The organism is Streptomyces sp. NPDC055962 (assembly GCF_042270185.1).
Lineage (GTDB): Bacteria > Actinomycetota > Actinomycetes > Streptomycetales > Streptomycetaceae > Streptomyces.
Genome location: NZ_JBHJYN010000015.1, coordinates 96236 through 117358, shown reverse-complemented (window position 1 = coordinate 117358; position 21123 = coordinate 96236). Strand labels below are relative to the sequence as shown.

Genomic DNA, 21123 nt, shown 5'->3' with positions numbered 1-21123 from the left:
CACAGAGCCGCGCCCGGGTGCGGCACGTCCTCCCGGAACACTCGGGCCGCGGTCAACCTTCCCCGGCTCCCGGGCAATTGACGTCATCCGGCGGGAGGAGATCCCCCGGGGAGCCGTGCACCCGCCCGGCCGTGACATCGCGCGGCCCCCGCCGCTGCACTCCGGCGGGGGCCACACGCATGCGACGGCTACTTGCCGGTCTCCCGCTCGTAGGCCTTGAGCACCTCTTCGGTGGGCCCGTCCATCAGGAGCTCGCCCTTTTCCAGCCACAGCACCCGGTCGCAGGTGTCCCGGATGGTCTTGTTGTTGTGGCTGACCAGGAAGACGGTGCCCGCCTCCTTGCGCAGCTCGCGGATCCGCTCCTCGGACCGGACCCGGAACTTGCGGTCACCGGTGGCCAGGGCCTCGTCGATCATGAGGACGTCGTGGTTCTTGGCCGCCGCGATCGAGAAGCGCAGACGGGCCGCCATGCCGGACGAGTAGGTCCGCATCGGCAGCGTGATGAAGTCGCCCTTCTCGTTGATCCCGGAGAAGTCCACGATGTCCTTGTACCGCGCCCGGATCTCCTCGCGGCTCATGCCCATCGCGAGGCCGCCGAGCACGACGTTGCGCTCACCCGTCAGGTCGCTCATCAGCGCGGCGTTGACGCCCAGCAGCGACGGCTGGCCGTCGGTGTACACCTTGCCGTGCTCGGTCGGCAGCAGGCCGGCGATGGCCCGCAGCAGGGTCGACTTGCCGGAGCCGTTCGTGCCGATGAGGCCGATGGCCTGGCCGCGGTAGGCGGTGAAGGAGACACCCCGCACCGCGTGCACCTTGCGCACGCCGCGCGGTTCGCCCTTGCCGCGGCGCATGATCCGGCTCAGTGCCGCGGTGGCGCTGCCCTTGCCCCCGCCCGTGCCGTTGACCCGGTACACGATGTGCACGTCGTCCGCGATCACGGTGGGGATGTGTCCCTGGGACGATTCCTCAGCCACGGCCGTACCGTTCCTCTGCCTTCCAGAAGTACACGAAGCCCACGACGCCCACCACGAGCGCCCAGGCGAGCCCGACGGCCCAGACGTGCTGCGGCAGGTTCTCGGAACCGTAGCCGTCGATCAGGGCGAAGCGGACGAGGTCCATGTAGATGGCCGCCGGGTTGTACTGCAGCACGTCGGCGATCCACTGCGGCTTGTCCGCCAGCATCACGGGGATGGAGAACATGACGCCCGAGGCGTACATCCAGGTACGCATGACGAACGGCATCAGCTGGGCGAGGTCGGGGGTCTTGCTTCCCAGCCGGGCCATGACGAGCGCCAGGCCGGTGTTGAAGAGGAACTGCATGGCCAGCGCAGGGATCACGAGCAGCCAGGAGAGCGCCGGGTAGCTGCCGAAGCCCACCGCCACGGCCACCAGCACGATCATCGAGTACAGCAGCTGCTGGAGCTGCTGGAGCGAGAACGAGACCGGCAGCGAGGCGCGGGGGAAGTGCAGCGCCCGGACCAGGCCGAGGTTGCCCGCGATGGAGCGGACCCCCGCCATGACCGAGCTCTGGGTGAAGGTGAAGACGAAGACCCCGGTCACCAGGAACGGGATGAAGACCTCCTGGCTCATCCCCTTACGGGTGCCGAGGATCAGCCCGAAGATCAAGAAGTAGACCAGCGCGTTCAGCAGAGGCGTGGCCACCTGCCACAGCTGGCCGAGCTTCGCCTGGCTGTACTGGGCGGTCAGTTTGGCCCTCGAGAACGCCAGGATGAAATGCCGGCGTCCCCAGAGCTGCCGGATGTACGCGAACAGCCCGGGCCGGGCGCCGCTCACCGTCAAGCCGTACTTGTCGGCCAGCTGGGACGCACTCAGTCCCTCGTCGGCGGACGGCGGGCTGCTCAGCGCAATCCCGCCGTCGTGGGTCGTGTCACTCACAGTTAAGAACTCTCGTCTTCACAATGCGCAGCCGGTCGCGGGCGCGGCCAAGGCGGACAGGTTCCCCGTACGGAATGAATACGGCTCATGGTCTCAGAGGTGAGCCTCTCAGATCACCGGCGGCCGGCCCAGTCTGGTCAGCCGCCATACCGTACGCCACCGCATGGGGCGCCGGGGTCCGCAGGGCGTCGTCCAGCCTTCCCGGAAACCGCCGAACCATGCCTTGAGGGCGGGCAGCGAGGGCCGGCGGACCAGGGTGAGGAGCAGCCATACCCCCACGTAGAGGGGCACCAGCGGTGCCGGAAGGTTCCGGCGGGCGAGCCAGACACGGTTGCGGGCCACCATCCGGTGGTAGACCGCGTGCCGCGAGGGGGCGGTCGTGGGGTGGTTGAGCACCATGTCCGCGCGGTAGTCGATCATCCAGCCGGCGTCCAGGGCACGCCAGGCGAGGTCGGTCTCCTCGTGCGCGTAGAAGAACTCGCCGGGGAGCGGGCCGGCCTCGGCGATCACCTGGCTGCGCACGGCGTTCGCGCCGCCGAGGAACGTCGTGACGCGGGACGAGCGCATCGGGTCGGACGCGCGCAGCCGCGGCACGTGCCGTCGCTGGGTGACGCCCGTCTCCGGGTCGGCGATGCGGAACGTGATGATGCCGAGCTGCGGGTCCGCCTCGAACGCCTGCCGGCAGAGCTCCGCGGTGTCGGTGTTCGGCAGGTGCCCGTCGTCGTCGAGGAAGAGCAGGACGTCCACATCGGCTCCGGACGGGCCGAACGCCTCGATGCCGACGTTGCGGCCGCCCGGAATACCCAGGTTCTCGGGCAACTCGACGGTCCGCACGCCCGGGGGGACGTCGGGGACCGGGGCGCCGTTGCCGACGACGACCACCTCGATCCGGTCGCCGTCCTGCCTGGCGACCGAGTCGAGGAGGGCCCGCAGCTCGTCGGGGCGGTTGCCCATGGTGATGATGACCGCGCCGAGTTTCATGGAGGAGCTCACTTCAGCCTGCTGGACGCCAGGATCGACACCAGGTGCAGGACGGTCTGGAGAAGGGCGATGCCGGCCATGACCGCGACGGCGAGACGACTGAAGAAGAAGTCGTCCCTGACCACGTCGAGCACGGCCACCACGAGGATCACGAAGGACGCCTCGATGCCGAGGATCAGCCGGTGGAACTTGAGCGCGCCGGCGGCCCGGCGGGCGAGCGCCATGCCGGAGGAGCGGGGCTCGGACGCAGCCTCCTTGACGGGCGGCAGCCCGCCCTGGTGACGTGCAACGCCGACGAGGTCCGTCTCGGCCTTGATCAGGATGGCGCCGAGAGCGGCGAGCGTGCCCAGGAAGGCCCACAGCCAGTCGACGCGTCCCGGGCCCCACAGATCGGCGGCGCGCAGGCCGAAGCCGACCAGCACCGCCGCGTCGCACAGATAGGCGGCCACCCGGTCCAGGTAGACCCCGCCCAGCGAGTACTGCTTCTTCCAGCGGGCCACCTCGCCGTCGACGCAGTCGAAGAGCAGGTAGAGCTGCACCGCGACCACGCCGAGCAGGGCACCCGGGATGCCCGGGACCAGCAGGGCGGGTGCCGCGAGCACGCCGGCGACGGTCATCACGTAGGTCAGCTGGTTGGGCGTGACCTTGGTGGTCACCAGGCGCCGGGTGATGCGCAGCGAGATCTCGCGCATGTAGAGCCGACCCGCCCAGTGCTCGCCGCTGCGCCGGTCCTTCACACCCGGAGGGTGCACGACCGGGCGGAGTTCAGCTATGGATGGCTTTTGCATAGTCGGCGTACGCGTCCCTGATCTGGTCGGTGGACAGGTTGAGGTGTTCCAGGATGGTGAAGCGTCCCGGGCGCGTCTGCGGGGCGTACTCGACGGCCCGCACGAACTCTTCGGTGGTGAAGCCGATCTCGTCGGGCAGCACCGGCAGGCCGTGGCGCCTCAGTACGGTCGCCATCTGGAGGGCCTCGTCGCGCGCGCCGCGCAGGTGCATGGCGAAGCAGGCGCCGAGGCCGACCTGTTCCCCGTGGCTGGCCGCGCGCTTCGGGTACAGCAGGTCGAAGGCGTGGTTGATCTCGTGGCAGGCGCCCGAGGCGGGCCGGGAGTCACCGGCGACCGACATGGAGATGCCCGTCAGCACGAGGCCCTCGGCCAGGACCTTGAGGAAGGCGTCGTCGCCGACCCCGCCGGGGTGGCGCAGCACGGCCTCGCCGGCCTGCCTGGCCATGGCGGCGGCGAGGCCGTCGATCTCCTCGCCCTGGACCTCGTGGGCGAGCTCCCAGTCGGCGACGCAGGAGATGTTCGAGATCGCATCGCCGGCGCCCGAGCGCACGTAGCGTGCGGGCGCCTCGCGGATCACGTCGAGGTCGATGACCACGGCGATCGGGGTGGGGACCCCGTAGGAGCCCCGCCCGTTGTCGTTGTCCAGGGTGGCCACCGGGGAGCAGAGCCCGTCGTGGGACAGGTTCGTCGCCACGGCCACCATGGGCATGCCGACGCGTGCCGCGGCGTACTTCGCCACGTCGATGATCTTGCCGCCGCCGAGGCCGACCACGGCGTCGTAGCGGTTGCCCTTGATGCCGTCGGCGAGCCGTACCGCGGAGTCGATCGTGCCGTCGGCGACCGGGTACCAGTCGGCACCCGGCAGCACCGGGGCGAGCCGCTCGCGCAGGGCACGCCCGGAACCCCCGCTGATCGCGATGGCGAGCTTGCCCGACGCGGAGATCCTCTGGTCGGCGAGGAGACCGGCCAGATCGTCCATCGCACCGCGCCGGATGTCGACGACGACCGGAGAGGGGATGAGGCGGGTCAGTACCGGCACGCGATCTCCCTGCCCCTGGCGAGGTCGTCGTGGTTGTCGATCTCGACCCACGTCACCTCTCCGATGGGGGCGACGTCGACCGTGAAGCCGCGGTTCACGAGCTCCTGGTAGCCGTCCTCGTAGTAGAGGTCGGGGTCGCGCTCGAAGGTGGTCCTCAGGGCGTCGGCGAGCTCCTCGGCGGCCTCGGGCTCGATCAGCGTGACACCGATGTACTCACCGGTGGCGGTGGCCGGGTCCATCAGCTTGGTGATCCGGCGGACGCCCTTGCCGTCCTCGGTGATGACCTTCATCTCCTCGTCGGCGAGGGTCTTCACCGTGTCGAGGGCGAGGATGATCTTCTGCCCCTCGCCCCGCGCGTCGAGGAGGGTCTTCTCCACGGAGACCGGGTGCACGGTGTCGCCGTTGGCGAGGATGACGCCCTTCTTCAGGACCTCTCGGGCGCACCAGAGGGAGTAGGCGTTGTTCCACTCCTCGGCCTTGTCGTTGTCGATCAGCGTCAGCTTCACGCCGTACGTGGCCTCGAACTCGGCCTTGCGGGCGTAGACCGCCTCCTTGCGGTAGCCCACGACGACCGCGACCTCGGTGAGCCCGACCTCGGCGAAGTTGGCCAGCGTCAGGTCCAGGACCGTCTTCTCGCCGTCCACCGGCACCAGGGCCTTGGGCAGCGTGTCCGTGTAGGGACGCAGACGGCGTCCGGCACCGGCAGCCAGTACGAGGCCGATCATGCGAGTTCTCCTTCGTCGTGTACGGCGGGGGCCGAGGAGGACACCCAGAAGCGGATGGACTCCACGAGCACCACCAGAGCCACGGCGGCCGCGAGCGCGGTGAGAGCCGTGGTGAAACCTGAACCATGGACCAGTACGGCGGCGAGGACGGTCACGACCAGGGTGCGGCCCTCGTGTCCCCCGATGGTGCGCACCAGCCAGCGGGGCGGGGCCCCGGTGCCGCCCCGGATGCGGTAGACCGTGTCGTAGTGATGGTAGGCGACGGCCGAAACCAGGCCGAATGCCGCGGGAACGGCGTGCGGTACGTCACTGCGCGCCGCCAGGGCGAGGATCGTGCCGTACTCGGCGGCGCGGAAGACCGGCGGGACGAGCCAGTCGAGCGCGCCCTTGAGCGGCCGTGACACGGCGAGGCCGGACAGGACCGCGTACACCACGGCGGCTCCTGCGGTGAGCCAGTCGCCGTAGGGGGCGAACAGCGCGGCGGCGACGATCACGAGCGCTCCGGCGAAGGCCAGGAGCGGGGCCGTGAAACCGCCGCCCGGACGCCGGAGCACGGAGGCGACGGTCTGGGCGAGCGGACCGGAGTCGGCCAGCTCGGCCAGGGCCCGGGCCGCGCGGTCGGTGCGTCGCGCCTTGCGGGTCAGCGAGCGCAGCAGCCGGCCGGCCGTGGTGTAGCAGGCCGCCAGCGCGCAGCCGATGAGCAGGGCGTAGAAGACGATCCGGGGTGTGGTCACGGCGGTGAGCACGGCGATCATGGCCCACCGCTCACCGATGGGCAGGACTATCATCCGGCGGAGCCAGACCGTCCAGCCGACGCTGTCGAGCTTGTCGGAGAGCGCGGCGGTGGGGCTCGTGTTGGACTCCGCGTCGTGGTTGGCCTCGTTGAACGAGAAGTCGACGACATGGCGGCAGGCCTGGAGCACCATCGCGCCGAGCGCGAGGACCCATACGTCGTCACCGCCGCGGGCGGCGCCGAGGGCGAGGCCCGCGTAGTAGGCGTACTCCTTGGCCCGGTCGAAGGTGGCGTCCAGCCAGGCGCCCATCGTCGAGTACTGGAGCGAGTACCGGGCGAGCTGCCCGTCGGTGCAGTCCAGGACGAAGGAGAGGAGCAGGAGCACCCCGGCCGCGACGTAGCCGCCACGGGTGCCTGTCGCCGCGCTGCCCGCCGCGATGAGCGCGGTGATCAGCGAGGCGGTGGTGACCTGGTTCGGGGTGAGTCCCCGTCGCGCGCACCAGCGGGCGATGTAGCGGGAGTAGGGGCTGATGAAGTAGGTGGTGAAGAAGCCGTCGTGCGCCTTCACCGCGCTGCGGAGCCGTACGGCCTCGTCGTCGACGGCGTCGACGGCCGCCTGTGCGGCGGCCCGCTCCTCGGGTCCCGTCGGCACGGCGGCGGTGAGCGAACCGAGCTCGGGGCGCCGCACGGCGGTGCCTTCGGCGTCCAGGGCGACGGCCAGCCGGCCGGGCACCGTGCGTTCCTCGGTGAGGGGTGCGGCACCGGGAGGCGCGACGGGGCTTCCCGCGCCGACGGCGGTCACGGCCCGCCGCAGGGCGCGGAGCAGTGCCGGGCGGGCCTCGGGCTGCGCGGTGAGCGCCCCGGGGATCGACGCCGCGGCGAAACGGGGGTCGGTGAGTCCGAGCCTGAGGGCATGGACGTGGCCGACGAAGCGGGGGTCCACGAGCGCGACGCGTCTGCTCGCGGGGACTGCGGCGAGCAGCTCGGCGGCCTCGGTGGCGTCAGCTGCGGCAGTCACCTCGAAGCCGAGTGACCGCAGATCGTCCTCGAGCGACGATCCGGGTACCGGCGCACCGGTGAGGATGGCGGTCGACAGACGAACTCACTCCTTGGTGCTGACGGGAACGGCGCGCGACATGAGGCCCGGAGGTGGGCCGGCGGCATGTCGGCTGAGGCTATCGGATGAACGGAAGACCGAGTTCACCGCCCGTTCGTGCTCCGTTCGGGCGAATCGGTCATCATGTGGCGCCGTTCGCGATCATCATCGTCGATCAACGCCTCGGCTCACAAACCACGTCCGGAACAGCGCATAGGCTGACGTGCATGACGTGGTTGATCACAGGCGGGGCCGGTTACATCGGGGCACATGTGGCGAAGGCCATGACGGAGGCAGGGGAACGGGTCGTCGTCCTCGACGACCTCTCCACCGGCATCGGGGACCGGTTGTCCGGGGACGTCACGCTGGTGCACGGCTCCGCCTCCGACCGTGCGGTGGTGGACCGGGTCCTGGCGGAGCACGCCGTCACCGGTGTGGTGCACCTCGCGGCGAAGAAGCAGGTCGGTGAGTCCGTCGAGAAGCCGCTGCTCTACTACCGGGAGAACGTGACCGGGCTCGGCGTGCTGCTGGAGGCCGTGGTCGCAGCCGGCGTGCGGCGCTTCCTCTTCTCCTCGTCGGCGGCGGTGTACGGCGTACCGGACGTGGAGCTCATCACGGAGGACACACCGTGCGCGCCCATCAACCCGTACGGCGAGACCAAGCTCGCCGGGGAGTGGCTCGTGCGCGCGACGGGTCAGGCGCACGGCATCTCGACGGCCTGCCTGCGGTACTTCAACGTGGCGGGGGCCGCCGAGCCCGCACTGGCCGACACGGGTGTCTTCAACGTGGTCCCGATGTTCTTCGACCGGCTGACGCGGGGCGAGGCACCGCGGATCTTCGGTGACGACTACCCGACACCGGACGGCACCTGTGTACGCGACTACATCCATGTCGCCGACCTGGCGGAGGCGCATCTCGCCGTCGCGAGGCGGCTGGACCGGGACGCGGAGGAGACGGCCGGCTCGGACCTCACCGTGAACATCGGCCGGGGCGAGGGCGTGTCGGTGCGCCGGCTCGCCGAGCTGGTGGCCGAGGTCACCGGTGACACCGTCGAGCCCGTGGTCGATCCCCGCAGGCCGGGCGACGCCGCCCGGGCGGTCGCGTCGGCGGCCCGGATGACCGGCGAGCTGGGCTGGACGGCACGCCGCGGGATGCGCGAGATGGTCGAGTCGGCCTGGGAGGGCTGGTGCCTGCTTCACCCCGAGGCCTGCGCCACGAGGTGAGTCAGACCGTGCTCGCACCGCTCTGACCTGCGATCGTTTCCGCAGGTCAGAGCACATGACAACGGTGTTCAGTGCCGTGTTGCCCGCTACCCCGCCCCCGTAGTTCACTGGCGGCATCGGGCGAGGTGCGTCCGAGCCCTTCGAGGGGTACGACGCGTTTCCGGAGGCGTTCTCATGGGGGCTGGCCACGATCACGGGCACACGCACGGAGGGCCTCCCCCGACGGGGACGACGGCTGCCGCCGCGTACCGGGGCCGGCTCAGGGTCGCCCTGGGCATCACGCTCGGCGTCATGGTCATGGAGATCGTCGGCGGCCTGCTCGCCGACTCCCTCGCCCTGATCGCGGACGCCGCCCACATGGCCACCGACGCGCTGGGCCTCGGCATGGCCCTGCTGGCCATCCACTTCGCCAACAGACCGGCCGGTCCCAACCGCACCTTCGGTTTCGCCCGGGCCGAGATCCTCGCGGCGCTGGCCAACTGCCTGTTGCTGCTCGGCGTCGGCGGCTACCTGGTCTACGAGGCCGTCGACCGCTTCATCACCCCGGCCGAGACCAGGGGCGGCCTGGCCATCGCCTTCGCCGCCGTCGGGCTGGTGGCCAACGTGGTCTCCCTCTCCCTGCTGATGCGCGGGCAGCGGGACAGCCTCAACGTGCGGGGCGCCTACCTGGAGGTCGTCGCGGACACGCTCGGGTCGGTGACCGTGCTCGTCGCCGCGGGCATCATCATGGCCACCGGCTGGCAGGCCGCCGACCCCATCGCCTCGCTGCTGATCGGCCTCATGATCGTCCCCCGTACGGTGCGACTCCTGCGGGAGACGCTCGACGTCCTGCTGGAGGCGGCACCCAAGGGCGTCGACATGGAAGAGGTACGCGCGCACATCACGGCGCTCCCGGGTGTGCTGGACGTCCACGACCTGCACGCATGGACGATCACCTCCGGCATGCCGGTCCTCTCCGCCCACGTGGTCGTGCACCAGGAGATGCTCGACTCGATCGGCCACGAGAAGCTCCTGCACGATCTGCAGGGCTGCCTCGGCCACCACTTCGACGTCGAGCACTGCACCTTCCAGCTGGAGCCCAGCGGGCACGCGGAGCACGAGGCGCGGCTCTGCCACTGAACCGCGGCGGGCCCGGTGCTAGGGTCTGCGTCGTGTCTCCGGTCCGGAGCCCGCAAGGAGAGAGAAGGAGCTGAGGTCGATGACTGTCACGACGACGGCTGCCCCGCGCAGCGACCGGTCCTTCCTCGTCCTCCGGGTCACCGGCTGACCGCTCGGCGCTCTCCATCCCGCCGTGCCGGCGGCCGGGACCCTCTCGTCCAAGGGTTCCCACGTTGACCGAGCACATGTACGACGCGTTCTTCGCCCTGCACGACGGACTGCCCCGGCAGAGTCCGGGCTCCGACTCCACCACACGCCGGCTGCTCTCCCTCGCGGGCCCGCTGCCGTCCCGCCCGCGCGTCCTGGACCTGGGCTGCGGCCCCGGCAGGGCCTCCCTGCTGCTGGCCGCGGAGGCGGGCGCCGAGGTGACCGCGGTCGACCTGCACCAGCCGTTCCTCGACGAGCTCACCGAGGCCGCCGACGCCCGCGGGCTCGGCGGGCGGATCCGCACCGTCAGGGCCGACATGGCCGGCCTCACCGGGCCAGCGTTCGCCGACGGGTCGTTCGACCTGGTCTGGGCCGAGGGCTCCGCCTACTGCGTCGGCTTCGACACCGCCGTGCGGGACTGGCAGCGGCTGCTCGCCCCGGGTGGCTCGATCGTGGTCACCGAATGCGCCTGGACCACGGACTCCCCGTCGGCGGGAGCCCGCGCCTTCTGGGACCGGAACGCGTCGCTGCGTACCGTCGCGGGGAACACCGCGGCGGCCGTGGAGGCCGGCTGCCATGTGGTGGGGGTGCTGGTGCAGCCCGACAGCGACTGGGACGAGTACTACGTCCCGCTGGCCGAGCGGGCCGCGGCAGCGGATCCCTCGGAGCCCGGCATGCCGGAGGCCCTGGCGGCCACCCGTGAGGAACTGGAGGTCCGCCGCCTGCACGGCTCGGAGTACGGCTACGCCGGATACGTGCTGCGTCCCCACGACCCCCGCTGGCGGACGCGGCCCGAGACGGCCGCCGACCACGAGGCGGTACGCGACGTCGTCGGTGCCGCGTTCCCGACCCGGGACGAGGCCGGCCTGGTCGACGCGCTGCGCACCGATCCGGGCGCCTGGCTGCCCGGTCTGTCGTACGTGGCCGAGGCCCCGGACGGCTCCGTCACGGCGCACGCCCTGCTGACCCGCTGCCACGTCGGGGAGGCGCCGGCGCTCGCGCTGGCCCCCGTGGCGACCGCGCCCGCCCATCAGCGCGGGGGCGCCGGGCGTGCCGTGGTGCGGGCGGTGCTGGACGCCGCACGGCTGAGGGGCGAGTCACTCGTCCTGGTGCTCGGGCATGCGGAGTACTACCCGGCCTTCGGGTTCGCCCCTGCGTCGCGGTTCGGGATCCGTCCGGGCTTCGAGGTGCCCGACGAGGCGATGATGGCGCTGGTCCTCGACGATTCCGTGCCGGTGCCGGAGGGCACGATCCGCTACCCGCGGGCCTTCGGAGTCTGACGCCGCGTCCGTCCCGCTGCCCCTTCCGGGGTGCGGCGGGACGGACATGCCCGGACCCGAAGTGCGGACAAGCGGCTTTTGTACGGCAGACTTGACCGCACTCGAGGGGTCCGGCGCACGAGGCCGGGAACCAAAGCGAAGGATGGGTATGCCGACCACACCAGCCACCGCGGCGAACAGCTCGTCGAACGGAACAGCAGACGCGATCATGCTCGAACTGGTCGACGAGAGCGGCACCACCATCGGCACCGCGGAGAAGCTCGCGGCCCACCAGGCCCCCGGTCAGTTGCACCGGGCGTTCTCCGTCTTCCTCTTCGACGAGCAGGGGCGGCTGCTGCTGCAGCGTCGCGCGCTCGGCAAGTACCACTCCCCCGGCGTCTGGTCGAACACGTGCTGCGGTCACCCGTACCCGGGCGAGGCGCCGTTCGCGGCCGCAGCCCGGCGCACGTACGAGGAGCTGGGGGTCTCGCCGTCGCTGCTCGCCGCGGCGGGCACGGTCCGCTACAACCACCCCGACCCGGTGTCGGGCCTGGTGGAGCAGGAGTTCAACCACCTGTTCGTCGGCATGGTGCAGGAACAACTGCGTCCGGACGAGGAGGAGGTCGGCGGGACGGCCTTCGTGACCGCCGCCGAGCTGGCGGAGCGTCATGCGGCCGCGCCGTTCTCGGCCTGGTTCATGACCGTGCTGGACGCGGCACGGCCCGCGATCCGGGAGCTGACGGGATCCTCCGCCGGCTGGTGAGTCCGTCCGCGCCGCTGGGCGGTCAGAGCTGCGTCTTCAGGGGCAGTGCCGCCCAGATGATCTTGCCGCCGCCCGCGGTGTGCTCCACGTCGCAGGTGCCGCCCGCCTCCGCGGTGATCTCCCGGACCAGGAGCAGCCCGCGGCCGCCGGTCTGCGCGTAGTCGGTGACGAGCGCCGTCGGGCGGTAGGGATGGTTGTCCTCGACGGAGACCCTGATCCACTCCGCGCCGATGGCCACCTCGACCGCCAGTTCGGGCGAGAGCAGCGCCGCGTGCCGGACCGCGTTGGTGACCAGTTCCGAGACGATCAGCAGCAGGCCCTGCAGGATGTCGTCCTCGACCGGTACGCCCTGCCGGTCGAGCAGGTCCCGCACCGCGTGCCGGGCCTGCGGCACCGAGACGTCCACGGCGGGGGCGGTGAAGCGCCACACCCCCTCGTACGGCACGGGATGGGCCGGAACACTCCCACGGCTCTCCATAGACCGGCACCCGCTCTCGACTCGCATGTCACTGACCATCGAGTAATGAGTGTCGGGAAGAGTGTGGTCCGGACCGCAGCTCTGACCACAAGTGGTCAGTTACGGAAACAATGTGACCGAGTGGGTATGACAGCGTCAGGTGATTGGACTACTTCTCACCTTCTTCAGGCGTCATCTGGTCCGTCACCAGACTGACGACGCGTCGTCCTCCCACGCCGATCGCGATCAGCCCGAGCCCGTCGAACAGCAGGGCCAGCGAGAAGAAGCACCCGAGGACGTAGAGACTGCTGTGCGGCCAGTCGACGAGCACCAGGATGCCCAGCAGCAGCCCGAAGGCACCCTGCAGGAGCGTCCAGCCGAACTGGGGTCCTCGTACGACGACACTGCCGACCAGCCGGAACACGCCCCCGGTGAGGAAAAGGAGCGCGGCGAACATCGTCAGCGCCTCGGCCGTACCCACCGGGTTCTTGATGACGACGACGCCGGCCGCCAGGTTCAGCGCGGCGACCACCACCCCCAGCCAGAAGTACGGGGTGCCGCGGGCCTGGACCGCGTGGAGGAGGCCGACGAGGCCGCCGACCAGCAGCAGCCAGCCGAAGAGCAGCATCGAGGTCAGGGTGGCCACCCCGGTGTAGACGAGGCCGACGAGCCCCGCGACGGCGAGCAGGGCTCCCAGCAGGGCGAGCGCGCCGAAGCTGCGGCTGAGTTTCCTGCCCTCGGCCGCGGGCCCGGACTTCCTGCCCCCGGCCGCGGATCCGGGCTTCCTTCCGCCGGCGGACGCGGGGCCGGGCTTCCCGCCCTCGCTCGTGGGTCCGGACATCGACAGCTCCTCACGGTGCGTGCCTGCTTCGCGACCCCTTCTTGATCATAGGTTCGGGCCGTGCGGATAGCATCCGGCGCATGGATCTCAGGGAGCGGGCGACGCCGGCGGAGCCACGGCTGGTGCACACGGTCACGGACGGCGTCGCCACCGTCGTCATCAGCAACCCCGCCAAGCGCAACGCCATGACCGCCGCCATGTGGCAGGCCCTGCCCACACTGCTGGAGGCACTGGCCTCCGACACCGGGGTGCGCGTCCTCGTGCTCACAGGCGCCGGTGACACCTTCTGCGCCGGGGCGGACATCGGCTCGCTCCGGGACCCGGCCGGCCGGCCCCAGACCCTCGCGGTCGAGGCGGAGGAGGCCCTGGCGGCGTTCCCCCTGCCGACGCTGGCCGCCGTGCGCGGATACTGCGTGGGCGGTGGCAGCCAGCTCGCGGCGGCATGCGACCTGCGGTTCGCCGAGGAGGGCGCGTCCTTCGGCGTCACCCCGGCCAAGCTCGGGATCGTCTACCCCTCGTCCTCGACCCGCCGGCTCGTCTCCCTGGCCGGCCCCGCCACGGCGAAGTACCTGCTGTTCTCCGGCGAGCTGATCGGTACCGACCGCGCCCTGCGCACGGGGCTCGTGGACGAGGTCCTGCCGGTGGGCGGGCTGGAGGACCGGGTGCGGTCGTTCGCGCAGGTCCTGGCGTCGCGCTCGCAGCTGACGCAGGCCGCGGCGAAGGAGTTCGCGGACGGACGTGAGGACCGCGACGCCTACTGGTCGCAGCAGGCGCGCGGCAGCGGCGACACCGCGGAGGGGGTCGCCGCCTTCCTGGAGCGCCGCACTCCCCGCTTCACCTGGGCGACGGGGAGCGCGGGGTCCGCGCCTACGTCAGGATGAACCGGCTCTTCGCCCGCCACTCCGCGACCATGGCCGCCGGTGCCTTCTCCGGGGAGCCCGTGTCGTAGGGCGGCTGCGGGTCGTACTCGGTCAGGAGCTGGACGGTTCGGGCGTACGTGTCCCCCGCGATCCTGCCGAGCAGGGTGAGACCCATGTCGATCCCCGCGGAGACCCCGGCGGCGGTGACGTACTTGCCGTCGATGACGACCCGCTCACCCGTGGGCTCGGCGCCGTGGTCCTTGAGGGCGTCGAGGGCGAGCCAGTGGGAGGTGGCGCGCCGGCCGGCGAGGAGGCCGGCGGCGGCGAGCAGGAGCGAGCCGGAGCAGACGGAGGTCGTCCAGGCGCTGGTGGTGTCGGCCGTGCGCAGCCAGTCGAGCAGCGTCCCGTTCTCCATCTGGTCGCTCTGTCCGGGGCCGCCCGGCACGATGACCAGGTCGGGGGCGGGTACGTCGGCGAGTGTGCGGTCGGCGACGAGCGAGAGGCTCCCACTGTCGTTGCGCACGGGTCCCGTCCGTTCGGCGACGAGGACGGTCCGGGCTCCGGGAGTCCGGCTGAGCATCTCGTACGGCCCGACGGCGTCGAGCGCGGTGAAGCGGTCGAAGAGCACGATGGCGATCTGCATGGAGGATCCTTTCCAGGTGGTGTCCGGCAGGAGGCGCGGCTGAGTGGTCATACGGACTGCGTGCGGAAGCGCCGGCGGTACTCGGCGGGGGCCGTCCCGAGGGCTTTGACGAAGGCGCGGCGCATCCCCTCCGGGGTGCCGTAGCCGCTGGCACGGGCGATCCCGGCGACACCCTCGGTCGTGTCCTCCAGCAGCCGGCGCGCCTGTTCCAGGCGGACGCGCTCGACGTACTTGCCGGGGGTCAGCCCCGTCTCGGCCTGGAAGGCGCGGGCGAAGTGGCGGGGCGAGAGCCTGGCCCGGGCGGCCAGCGCCTCCACCGAGAGGTCCGCGTCCGGGTGCTCCGTGACCCAGTGCTGCACCTCGCGGAGCGGTTCGCGGGCGGCGGTCTGCGCGGCGAGCTGGGCGCTGAACTGCGCCTGGTTGCCGGGGCGGCGCAGGAAGACGACGAGATGGCGCGCGATGCCGAGCGCCACCTCCCGCCCGTGCTCCTCCTCGACCAGGGCGAGTGCGAGGTCGATGCCGGCGGTGACGCCCGCGGAGGTGGCCAGCCGTCCGTCGCGTACGAAGATGGGGTCCGGGTCCACCTCCACGGCCGGATGGCTGCGGGCGAGCTGGGCGCAGACCGCCCAGTGGGTGGTCACCCGGTGGCCGTCGAGCTGGCCCGCGGCGGCCAGGAGCAGCGCGCCGGTGCAGACCGAGACGAGCTGCCCGGCGGACGGGGCCTGCGCGCGGATCCAGGCGACGAGCGCCGGGTCCGGGGTCCTGGTCCCCTCGCCGCCCGGCACGAGCAGCAGGTCGGGCGGTGCGGCATCGTCGAGGGTGCCGTCGGGGACGAGGGTGAGGCCACTGGAGCAGCGGACCGGCGCACCGTCGAGTGAGGCGGTGCGCAGCACGTAGGAGATGCCGGGGAACCGGGAGGCCCCGGCGAAGACCTCCATGGGGCCGCTGACGTCGAGGCTCTGGACGCCGTCGAAGAGGACGACGAGCACGGATCGCTGCTTCATGTCCGCCATCCTGGGCGGCGGGCGCGAGGGCGGCAATGACGAGTTCCCCACCTTTCCTGCCATGCCCGGCCCGGGTGCGCCTGCGTCCACCCCGGGGCTACCCCGCGTACCAACCAGTCGGTAACGTGCGGGCATGAGTACTCTTCCGCCGCGCGCCGGGCGCCGCTGCCACAACGCACTCAACCCGCTGCACTCCTGCGTCTACTTCTCTCCCGACCTCGGCAAGGAGTTCACGGAGCTCGGTGTCGACAACGAGAGCCGTGTCTACTTCGCCGCCCGCGGCGCCGCTCTGGGCGCGGTCGGAGCGGGCGCGGTCACCGCGGCCTTCTACAACTTCAACCACGAACTCGTGGCCGGCCATCTGCCCGCCGTCTGGTCCGACATCACCCCCGCGGCAGCCCTCGACGCGCGTCTGCGGGCGGCCGACTCGACGCTGCGCCGGGTCCTCGGCGAGGAGACCCTCGCCTCACCGGAGATGGCCGAGGCGGCGACGCTGGCCCTGCGCGCCACCGAGGCGTGCACCAGCCATGCCCGTCCGCTCTACGCCGCGCACGCGGACCTTCCGGTGCCGGAACAGCCGCATCTGGCGTACTGGCACGCGGCGACGCTGCTGCGCGAACACCGCGGCGACGCGCACCTGGCCGCGCTGCTCACCGCCGGCCTGGACCCGCTGGAGGCCCTGGTCAGCCACACCGCCACCGGCAAGGGCATGGCGCCCCGGTGGATCCTGGCCACCCGCGGCTGGCGGCGCACGGACTGGGACGCGGCGGTCGAGCGGCTGCGCGGCCGGGGCCTGCTGGACGCCGAGGGCGAGCTGACCGACGCGGGCACCGCCCTCAGGGCGGAGCTGGAGGAGGCGACGGACCGGATGGACGCCGCGCCGTACGAGCACCTGGGGGCCGAGGGCGTGGAACGGCTCACCCAGCTGGGCCGGGGATTCCTGTTCACTGCCGCCGCCGCGGGCGCGTTCCCGGACGACCTGGTCGGCAAGGGCTGAGTCCGCACATGTTTACGACGGTTCTCACGGGCCAGGCGGTAGGCACACCCTACGAAGGAGGCACACCGTGTTCCGTGCGATCGCAAACGCTCTGAGTACCGTCGGATCGGCCATTGCCACCGTGGTGACCCTGCCCTTCCGGCTCCTGGCAGGCCTGTTCGGCGGCGCCTCGCGCAGCGGCAGGACCCGCCGCGCCTGACCGGGCCCTTCGGACGCCCGTCGGGGCCGTGATCGAGCAGGTCACGCGACACGGCCCCCGGCCACCCGGCACAATGCAGGCGAAGGGGCCCACCCGGTGTGGACCACCCCAGTGGCACAGCCAGCACAGCCAGCATGAGAAGGCGAGTCGGGAAAACCGTGACGACGTCCATCGAAGGCAGGATCGCCGAGGAGCTCGGCGTACGTGAGCGTCAGGTGAAGGCGGCCGTCGACCTGCTCGACAGCGGGTCGACCGTGCCGTTCATCGCGCGCTACCGCAAGGAAGCGACCGAGATGCTCGACGATGCGCAGCTGCGCACGCTCGAGGAACGGCTGCGGTACCTGCGGGAACTCGAGGACCGCCGAGCGGCGGTCCTCGATTCCGTACGTGAACAGGGCAAGCTCGACGCGGCCCTGGAGGCGCAGATCCGGGCGGCCGACACCAAGGCGCGGCTGGAGGACATCTACCTGCCCTTCAAGCCGAAGCGCCGGACGAAGGCCCAGATCGCGCGCGAGGCGGGCCTGGAACCCCTGGCCGAGGGGCTGCTCGCCGACCCGTCCATGGACCCGGCGGCCGCGGCCGCGGCCTTCGTCGACGCCGGGAAGGGCGTCGCGGATCCGGCGGCCGCACTGGAGGGCGCCCGGTCGATCCTGGCCGAGCGCTTCTCGGAGGACGCCGACCTGACCGGCGAGCTGCGTGAACGCATGTGGTCGCGCGGCAGGGTCCTCGCCAAGGTGCGGGACGGCAAGGAGGAGGCGGGCGCCAAGTTCGCCGACTACTTCGACTTCGCCGAGCCCTTCACCGCACTGCCCTCGCACCGGGTCCTCGCGATGCTGCGGGGCGAGAAGGAAGATGTCCTCGACCTGGTCCTGGAGCCGGAGGAGCCGTCGGAGCAGCCGGGCCCCTCGTCGTACGAGAACATGATCGCCCGGCGTTTCGGCGTCGCCGACCGCGGGCGTCCTGGCGACAAGTGGCTGGGCGACACGGTCCGCTGGGCCTGGCGGACCAGGATCCTCGTGCATCTCGGCATCGACCTGCGGCTGCGGCTGCGCACCGCCGCGGAGGACGAGGCCGTACGCGTCTTCGCCTCGAACCTGCGCGATCTGCTGCTCGCCGCACCGGCCGGCACCCGTGCGACCCTGGGGCTCGACCCCGGTTTCCGTACGGGGGTGAAGGTCGCCGTCGTCGACGCGACCGGCAAGGTCGTCGCCACGGACGTCATCCACCCGCACGTGCCCGCGAACCAGTGGGACCGGTCGCTCGCCACGCTGGAGCGGCTGGCCAGGGAGCACCAGGTCGACCTGATCGCCATCGGGAACGGCACGGCGTCCCGCGAGACCGACAAGCTCGCGGGTGAACTGTGCGACAAGCACCCAGAGTTGAAGCTCACCAAGGTGATGGTCTCGGAGGCCGGCGCCTCGGTGTACTCGGCGTCGGCGTTCGCCTCGCAGGAACTCCCGGACATGGACGTCTCGTTGCGCGGAGCGGTGTCGATCGCGCGCCGGCTTCAGGACCCGCTGGCCGAGCTGGTGAAGATCGACCCGAAGTCGATCGGCGTCGGCCAGTATCAGCACGACCTGTCCGAGGTGAAGCTGTCGCGCTCCCTGGACGCGGTGGTCGAGGACTGCGTGAACGGCGTCGGGGTCGACGTCAACACCGCCTCGGCGCCGCTGCTCTCGCGGGTGTCGGGCATCGGGTCCGGACTGGCCGAGAACATCGTGTCCCACCGGGACGCCAACGGACCGTTCCGCTCGCGCCGGGCGCTCAAGGACGTGGCACGGCTGGGCCCGAAGGCGTACGAGCAGTGCGCCGGCTTCCTCCGGATCCGGGGCGGGGACGACCCCCTGGACGCGTCGAGCGTGCACCCGGAGGCGTACCCGGTGGTGCGGACGATGGCGAAGCGGACCGGCGGCGACGTCGCTTCGCTCATCGGAGACACGGGCACGCTCCGGTCACTGCGGCCGGACGACTTCGTGGACGAGAAGTTCGGCCTCCCCACGGTCACGGACATCATCAAGGAGTTGGAGAAGCCGGGGCGCGACCCCCGGCCCGCCTTCCGGACGGCCACGTTCAAGGAGGGTGTCGAGAAGCTCGGCGACCTGACCCCCGGGATGGTGCTGGAGGGCGTCGTCACGAACGTGGCGGCATTCGGCGCGTTCGTGGACGTCGGCGTGCACCAGGACGGCCTCGTCCACGTGTCGGCGATGTCGCGGACCTTCGTCAAGGACCCGAGGGACGTCGTCAAGCCGGGTGACATCGTGAAGGTGAAGGTCATGGACGTCGACATCCCGCGCAAGCGGGTCTCGCTGACCCTGCGGCTCGACGACGACGCCGCGGCCGGGCAGGGCGGCGGCGGACAGGGGCAGAGGCGCGAACGCAACGCGCAGGGCGGTGGCGAGCGTCCGCCCCGCCAGCGGCAGGGACAGGCCGACCGCCAGGGCCAGGACAACCGCCAGGGCGGCCGGCGGCAGGACAGGCGCGGAGGCGGCGGCAGCGGTGGCTCACCCCGGCCCGCGGCGGCTCCGGCCAACAGCGCGATGGCTGACGCGCTGCGGCGCGCCGGGCTGACGGGCGGTTCCGACCAGGGCGGCGCCAAGCGCTGAGGCGGATGCGCGGGCGGGCGGACGGGCATCCCCGTCCGCCCGTCCGTGCGTTCCCCCCATCCCCGTCCGCCCGTCCGTGCGTTCCCCCCCCCACCCCTCCCGCAGGTCCTGCGGCGCCGCACGGAACGAGTGCTGCGCCAAGCATTGACATGCTCAGGACTCGCCCGCACGCTGAGTGCCAGCCCGGGATGCAACCGGTTGCATCGCATCGGTCGCATCCCGGCAGCAAGGGCCGCACGCCGCAGGAGCGAGCTCCCCTCGGCTCGCACACCCGCTTCGACTCCTTCGCGGAGAGGACTGCCGATGTCCGGTACGACACGTACACACGCCCGTGCCGCACCCGCCGTTCCGCCGACGGGCCGGCTCGTCCGCGCTGCCACCCGATCCTCTCCGCCCGTCTGACGCATGCCTTGTTCTGCAACCGGTTGCAGAACAAGGGGCACAGACCGCCCCTTGCTGTGCGGACCCGTGCGCGCCGGGGGCCGGCAGGGGTACGTTCGGGAGAGGCGGCCGGGGCCGCAGGGCGGGCAAGGGGAATGCAACCGTGGCGCTGACCATCCGTGATGTCGCACAGGCAGCAGGGGTTCACGTCTCCACCGTCTCGCGGGCCTTCTCGGCCTCGCACCTGGTGAAGCGGGAGACCCGGGACCGGGTGCTGGCCGTCGCCGCAGAGCTGGGCTATCAGCCCAACGAGACGGCGCGGGCGCTGACCACGGGCCGCACCCGGAATCTCGGGCTGATCGTCTCGGACATCGCCAACCCGTTCTATCCGCCTCTCATCAAGGCGGCCCAGGCGTACGCCCGTGTCCGCGGCTACCAGGTCTTCGTGGCGGACACCGACGAGGACGTCCGGGCGGAGGAGGAGCTGATCCGGACCCTGGCCCGCCAGGTCGACGGCGTGGTCCTGGTCAGCCCCAGGCTGGCCAACGACGTCATCGCCCGGCTGGGCGGCGACCTCCCCTTCGTCCTGGTCAACCGTCAGGTGGCCGGTCTCTCGGCCGTCCTGATGGACGCTGCGCACGGCGCGAGCCTCGCGGTGGACCACCTCGCGGGGCTCGGTCACCGCCACGTGGCCCTGGTCGGCGGCCCCCGCGGGTCATGGACCAGCGCCGAGATGCGCCGGGCCGCGGGTACCGCCGCCGCGGAGCGTGGGCTCCGCCTCGACGTGCTCGGCCCCAACGCGCCGACGGGGCAGGGCGGGATCGCCGCGACGGCCGGCGTGCTGAGGACGGGCGCCACCGGAGTGATCGCCTACAACGACCTGGTCGCCATCGGTCTCATCGAGGGCCTGGACGAGCGGGGCGTACGGGTACCGGATGACATCAGCGTGGTCGGCGTGGACGACACCGTGGCCGGACGGCTGAACCGCCCACGGCTGACCACGGTCGTCATGCCCACCGCTCCTGCCGGGCGCACGGCGGTCGACCTGCTGATCCAGACCGTCGAGACGGGGAGCTCCGCTCCCGCCACGGCGCAGACCACGCTGGCCACCTCACTGGCGGTCAGGGACTCCACCGCGGCACCGGCGGGACCTGCCGACTGATCGTCCGCACCATCGTGTTGACCGCTCGATGCGGGTGACGTACCGTCACCGCTGTTCGCATACAAGAACTCGGTTCACTATACGGAACATCGTGTCCGGGGCCGGGAACAGCCTTCACCACCGCACCAACCACTGACAGGTGCCTGCGGAGGACGCCGCAGGCGGTGA

At 71.6% G+C, this 21123-nt stretch carries 20 protein-coding genes; 9 read left to right on the top strand and 11 right to left on the bottom strand.

The annotated features are described in order from the left end of the window. Positions 1-188 precede the first annotated feature (188 nt). The 7 genes from ACFC51_RS31440 to ACFC51_RS31410 form a co-directional block, all read right to left on the bottom strand. A complete protein-coding gene (locus ACFC51_RS31440; protein WP_376374976.1) occupies positions 189-974 on the bottom strand; it encodes an ABC transporter ATP-binding protein in 786 nt (261 codons plus the stop codon). Continuing rightward, on the bottom strand, positions 967-1896 hold the full coding sequence (locus tag ACFC51_RS31435; RefSeq protein ID WP_376374973.1) for an ABC transporter permease: 930 nt from the start codon (positions 1894-1896) through the stop codon (positions 967-969). Before ACFC51_RS31435 ends, ACFC51_RS31440 begins: the two co-directional genes overlap by 8 nt. Positions 1897-2004: 108 nt before the next feature. Then, positions 2005-2877, bottom strand: coding sequence for a glycosyltransferase family 2 protein (locus ACFC51_RS31430; RefSeq protein WP_376374970.1), 873 nt, complete (start codon positions 2875-2877; stop codon positions 2005-2007). An 8-nt stretch (positions 2878-2885) separates the two neighbouring features. Further along, positions 2886-3665 carry a CDP-alcohol phosphatidyltransferase family protein gene (locus ACFC51_RS31425; RefSeq protein ID WP_376374967.1) on the bottom strand — a complete coding sequence of 260 codons (780 nt, stop codon included), beginning with the start codon at positions 3663-3665 and terminating at the stop codon, positions 2886-2888. Then, positions 3643-4704, bottom strand: a complete 1062-nt coding sequence (locus ACFC51_RS31420) for an iron-containing alcohol dehydrogenase family protein (RefSeq protein WP_376374964.1) — start codon at positions 4702-4704, stop codon at positions 3643-3645. Before ACFC51_RS31420 ends, ACFC51_RS31425 begins: the two co-directional genes overlap by 23 nt. After that, positions 4692-5429, bottom strand: coding sequence for a sugar phosphate nucleotidyltransferase (locus tag ACFC51_RS31415; protein WP_376374962.1), 738 nt, complete (start codon positions 5427-5429; stop codon positions 4692-4694). Before ACFC51_RS31415 ends, ACFC51_RS31420 begins: the two co-directional genes overlap by 13 nt. Continuing rightward, on the bottom strand, positions 5426-7180 hold the full coding sequence (locus tag ACFC51_RS31410) for a DUF5941 domain-containing protein (protein ID WP_376532067.1): 1755 nt from the start codon (positions 7178-7180) through the stop codon (positions 5426-5428). Before ACFC51_RS31410 ends, ACFC51_RS31415 begins: the two co-directional genes overlap by 4 nt. 305 nt (positions 7181-7485) lie before the next feature. Here ACFC51_RS31410 and galE point away from each other — a divergent pair, with 305 nt between their 5' ends. From galE to idi, 4 genes are all read left to right on the top strand, one after another. Next, on the top strand, positions 7486-8481 hold the full coding sequence (gene galE / locus ACFC51_RS31405) for a UDP-glucose 4-epimerase GalE (protein ID WP_376532065.1): 996 nt from the start codon (positions 7486-7488) through the stop codon (positions 8479-8481). A gap of 174 nt (positions 8482-8655) precedes the next feature. Beyond that, positions 8656-9600 carry a cation diffusion facilitator family transporter gene (locus ACFC51_RS31400; RefSeq protein WP_376374954.1) on the top strand — a complete coding sequence of 315 codons (945 nt, stop codon included), beginning with the start codon at positions 8656-8658 and terminating at the stop codon, positions 9598-9600. A 224-nt stretch (positions 9601-9824) separates the two neighbouring features. Then, complete coding sequence (locus ACFC51_RS31395) at positions 9825-11066, top strand: GNAT family N-acetyltransferase (RefSeq protein ID WP_376532097.1); 1242 nt, start codon at positions 9825-9827, stop codon at positions 11064-11066. A gap of 148 nt (positions 11067-11214) precedes the next feature. After that, entirely contained in the window at positions 11215-11808 is a 594-nt protein-coding gene (gene idi / locus ACFC51_RS31390; protein WP_376374952.1) for an isopentenyl-diphosphate Delta-isomerase, read from the top strand. A gap of 22 nt (positions 11809-11830) precedes the next feature. Here the strand turns inward: idi and ACFC51_RS31385 are convergent, their stop codons facing one another. Both ACFC51_RS31385 and ACFC51_RS31380 read right to left on the bottom strand, forming a co-directional pair. Further along, the gene (locus ACFC51_RS31385) at positions 11831-12286 is read right to left on the bottom strand and encodes an ATP-binding protein (protein ID WP_376374950.1); all 456 of its coding nucleotides are present in this window, start codon (positions 12284-12286) and stop codon (positions 11831-11833) included. A 148-nt stretch (positions 12287-12434) separates the two neighbouring features. Beyond that, a complete protein-coding gene (locus ACFC51_RS31380) occupies positions 12435-13106 on the bottom strand; it encodes an HdeD family acid-resistance protein (RefSeq protein WP_376374949.1) in 672 nt (223 codons plus the stop codon). An 80-nt stretch (positions 13107-13186) separates the two neighbouring features. On the opposite strand from ACFC51_RS31380, the gene ACFC51_RS31375 reads away from it, so the two are divergent. Then, positions 13187-13987, top strand: coding sequence for an enoyl-CoA hydratase/isomerase family protein (locus ACFC51_RS31375; protein ID WP_376532064.1), 801 nt, complete (start codon positions 13187-13189; stop codon positions 13985-13987). On the opposite strand, the gene ACFC51_RS31370 is transcribed toward ACFC51_RS31375, so the two are convergent. Continuing rightward, positions 13974-14609 (bottom strand): DJ-1/PfpI family protein, encoded by a 636-nt coding sequence (locus ACFC51_RS31370; protein WP_376374944.1) that lies wholly within the window; start codon positions 14607-14609, stop codon positions 13974-13976. The two genes, ACFC51_RS31375 and ACFC51_RS31370, sit on opposite strands and share 14 nt — an antisense overlap. A gap of 47 nt (positions 14610-14656) precedes the next feature. After that, entirely contained in the window at positions 14657-15613 is a 957-nt protein-coding gene (locus ACFC51_RS31365) for a GlxA family transcriptional regulator (protein ID WP_376532062.1), read from the bottom strand. A gap of 133 nt (positions 15614-15746) precedes the next feature. Here ACFC51_RS31365 and ACFC51_RS31360 point away from each other — a divergent pair, with 133 nt between their 5' ends. The 4 genes from ACFC51_RS31360 to ACFC51_RS31345 all read left to right on the top strand — a co-directional run bounded on the left by ACFC51_RS31360 (position 15747) and on the right by ACFC51_RS31345 (position 20955). Then, positions 15747-16610 (top strand): hypothetical protein, encoded by an 864-nt coding sequence (locus ACFC51_RS31360; protein WP_376532060.1) that lies wholly within the window; start codon positions 15747-15749, stop codon positions 16608-16610. 67 nt (positions 16611-16677) lie between these two features. Further along, complete coding sequence (locus tag ACFC51_RS31355) at positions 16678-16809, top strand: LPFR motif small protein (RefSeq protein ID WP_261988803.1); 132 nt, start codon at positions 16678-16680, stop codon at positions 16807-16809. A gap of 158 nt (positions 16810-16967) precedes the next feature. Then, on the top strand, positions 16968-19412 hold the full coding sequence (locus tag ACFC51_RS31350) for a Tex family protein (RefSeq protein ID WP_376532058.1): 2445 nt from the start codon (positions 16968-16970) through the stop codon (positions 19410-19412). Between the two features lie 544 nt (positions 19413-19956). Beyond that, positions 19957-20955 (top strand): LacI family DNA-binding transcriptional regulator, encoded by a 999-nt coding sequence (locus ACFC51_RS31345; protein ID WP_376374934.1) that lies wholly within the window; start codon positions 19957-19959, stop codon positions 20953-20955. The last annotated feature ends 168 nt before the right edge of the window (positions 20956-21123 follow it).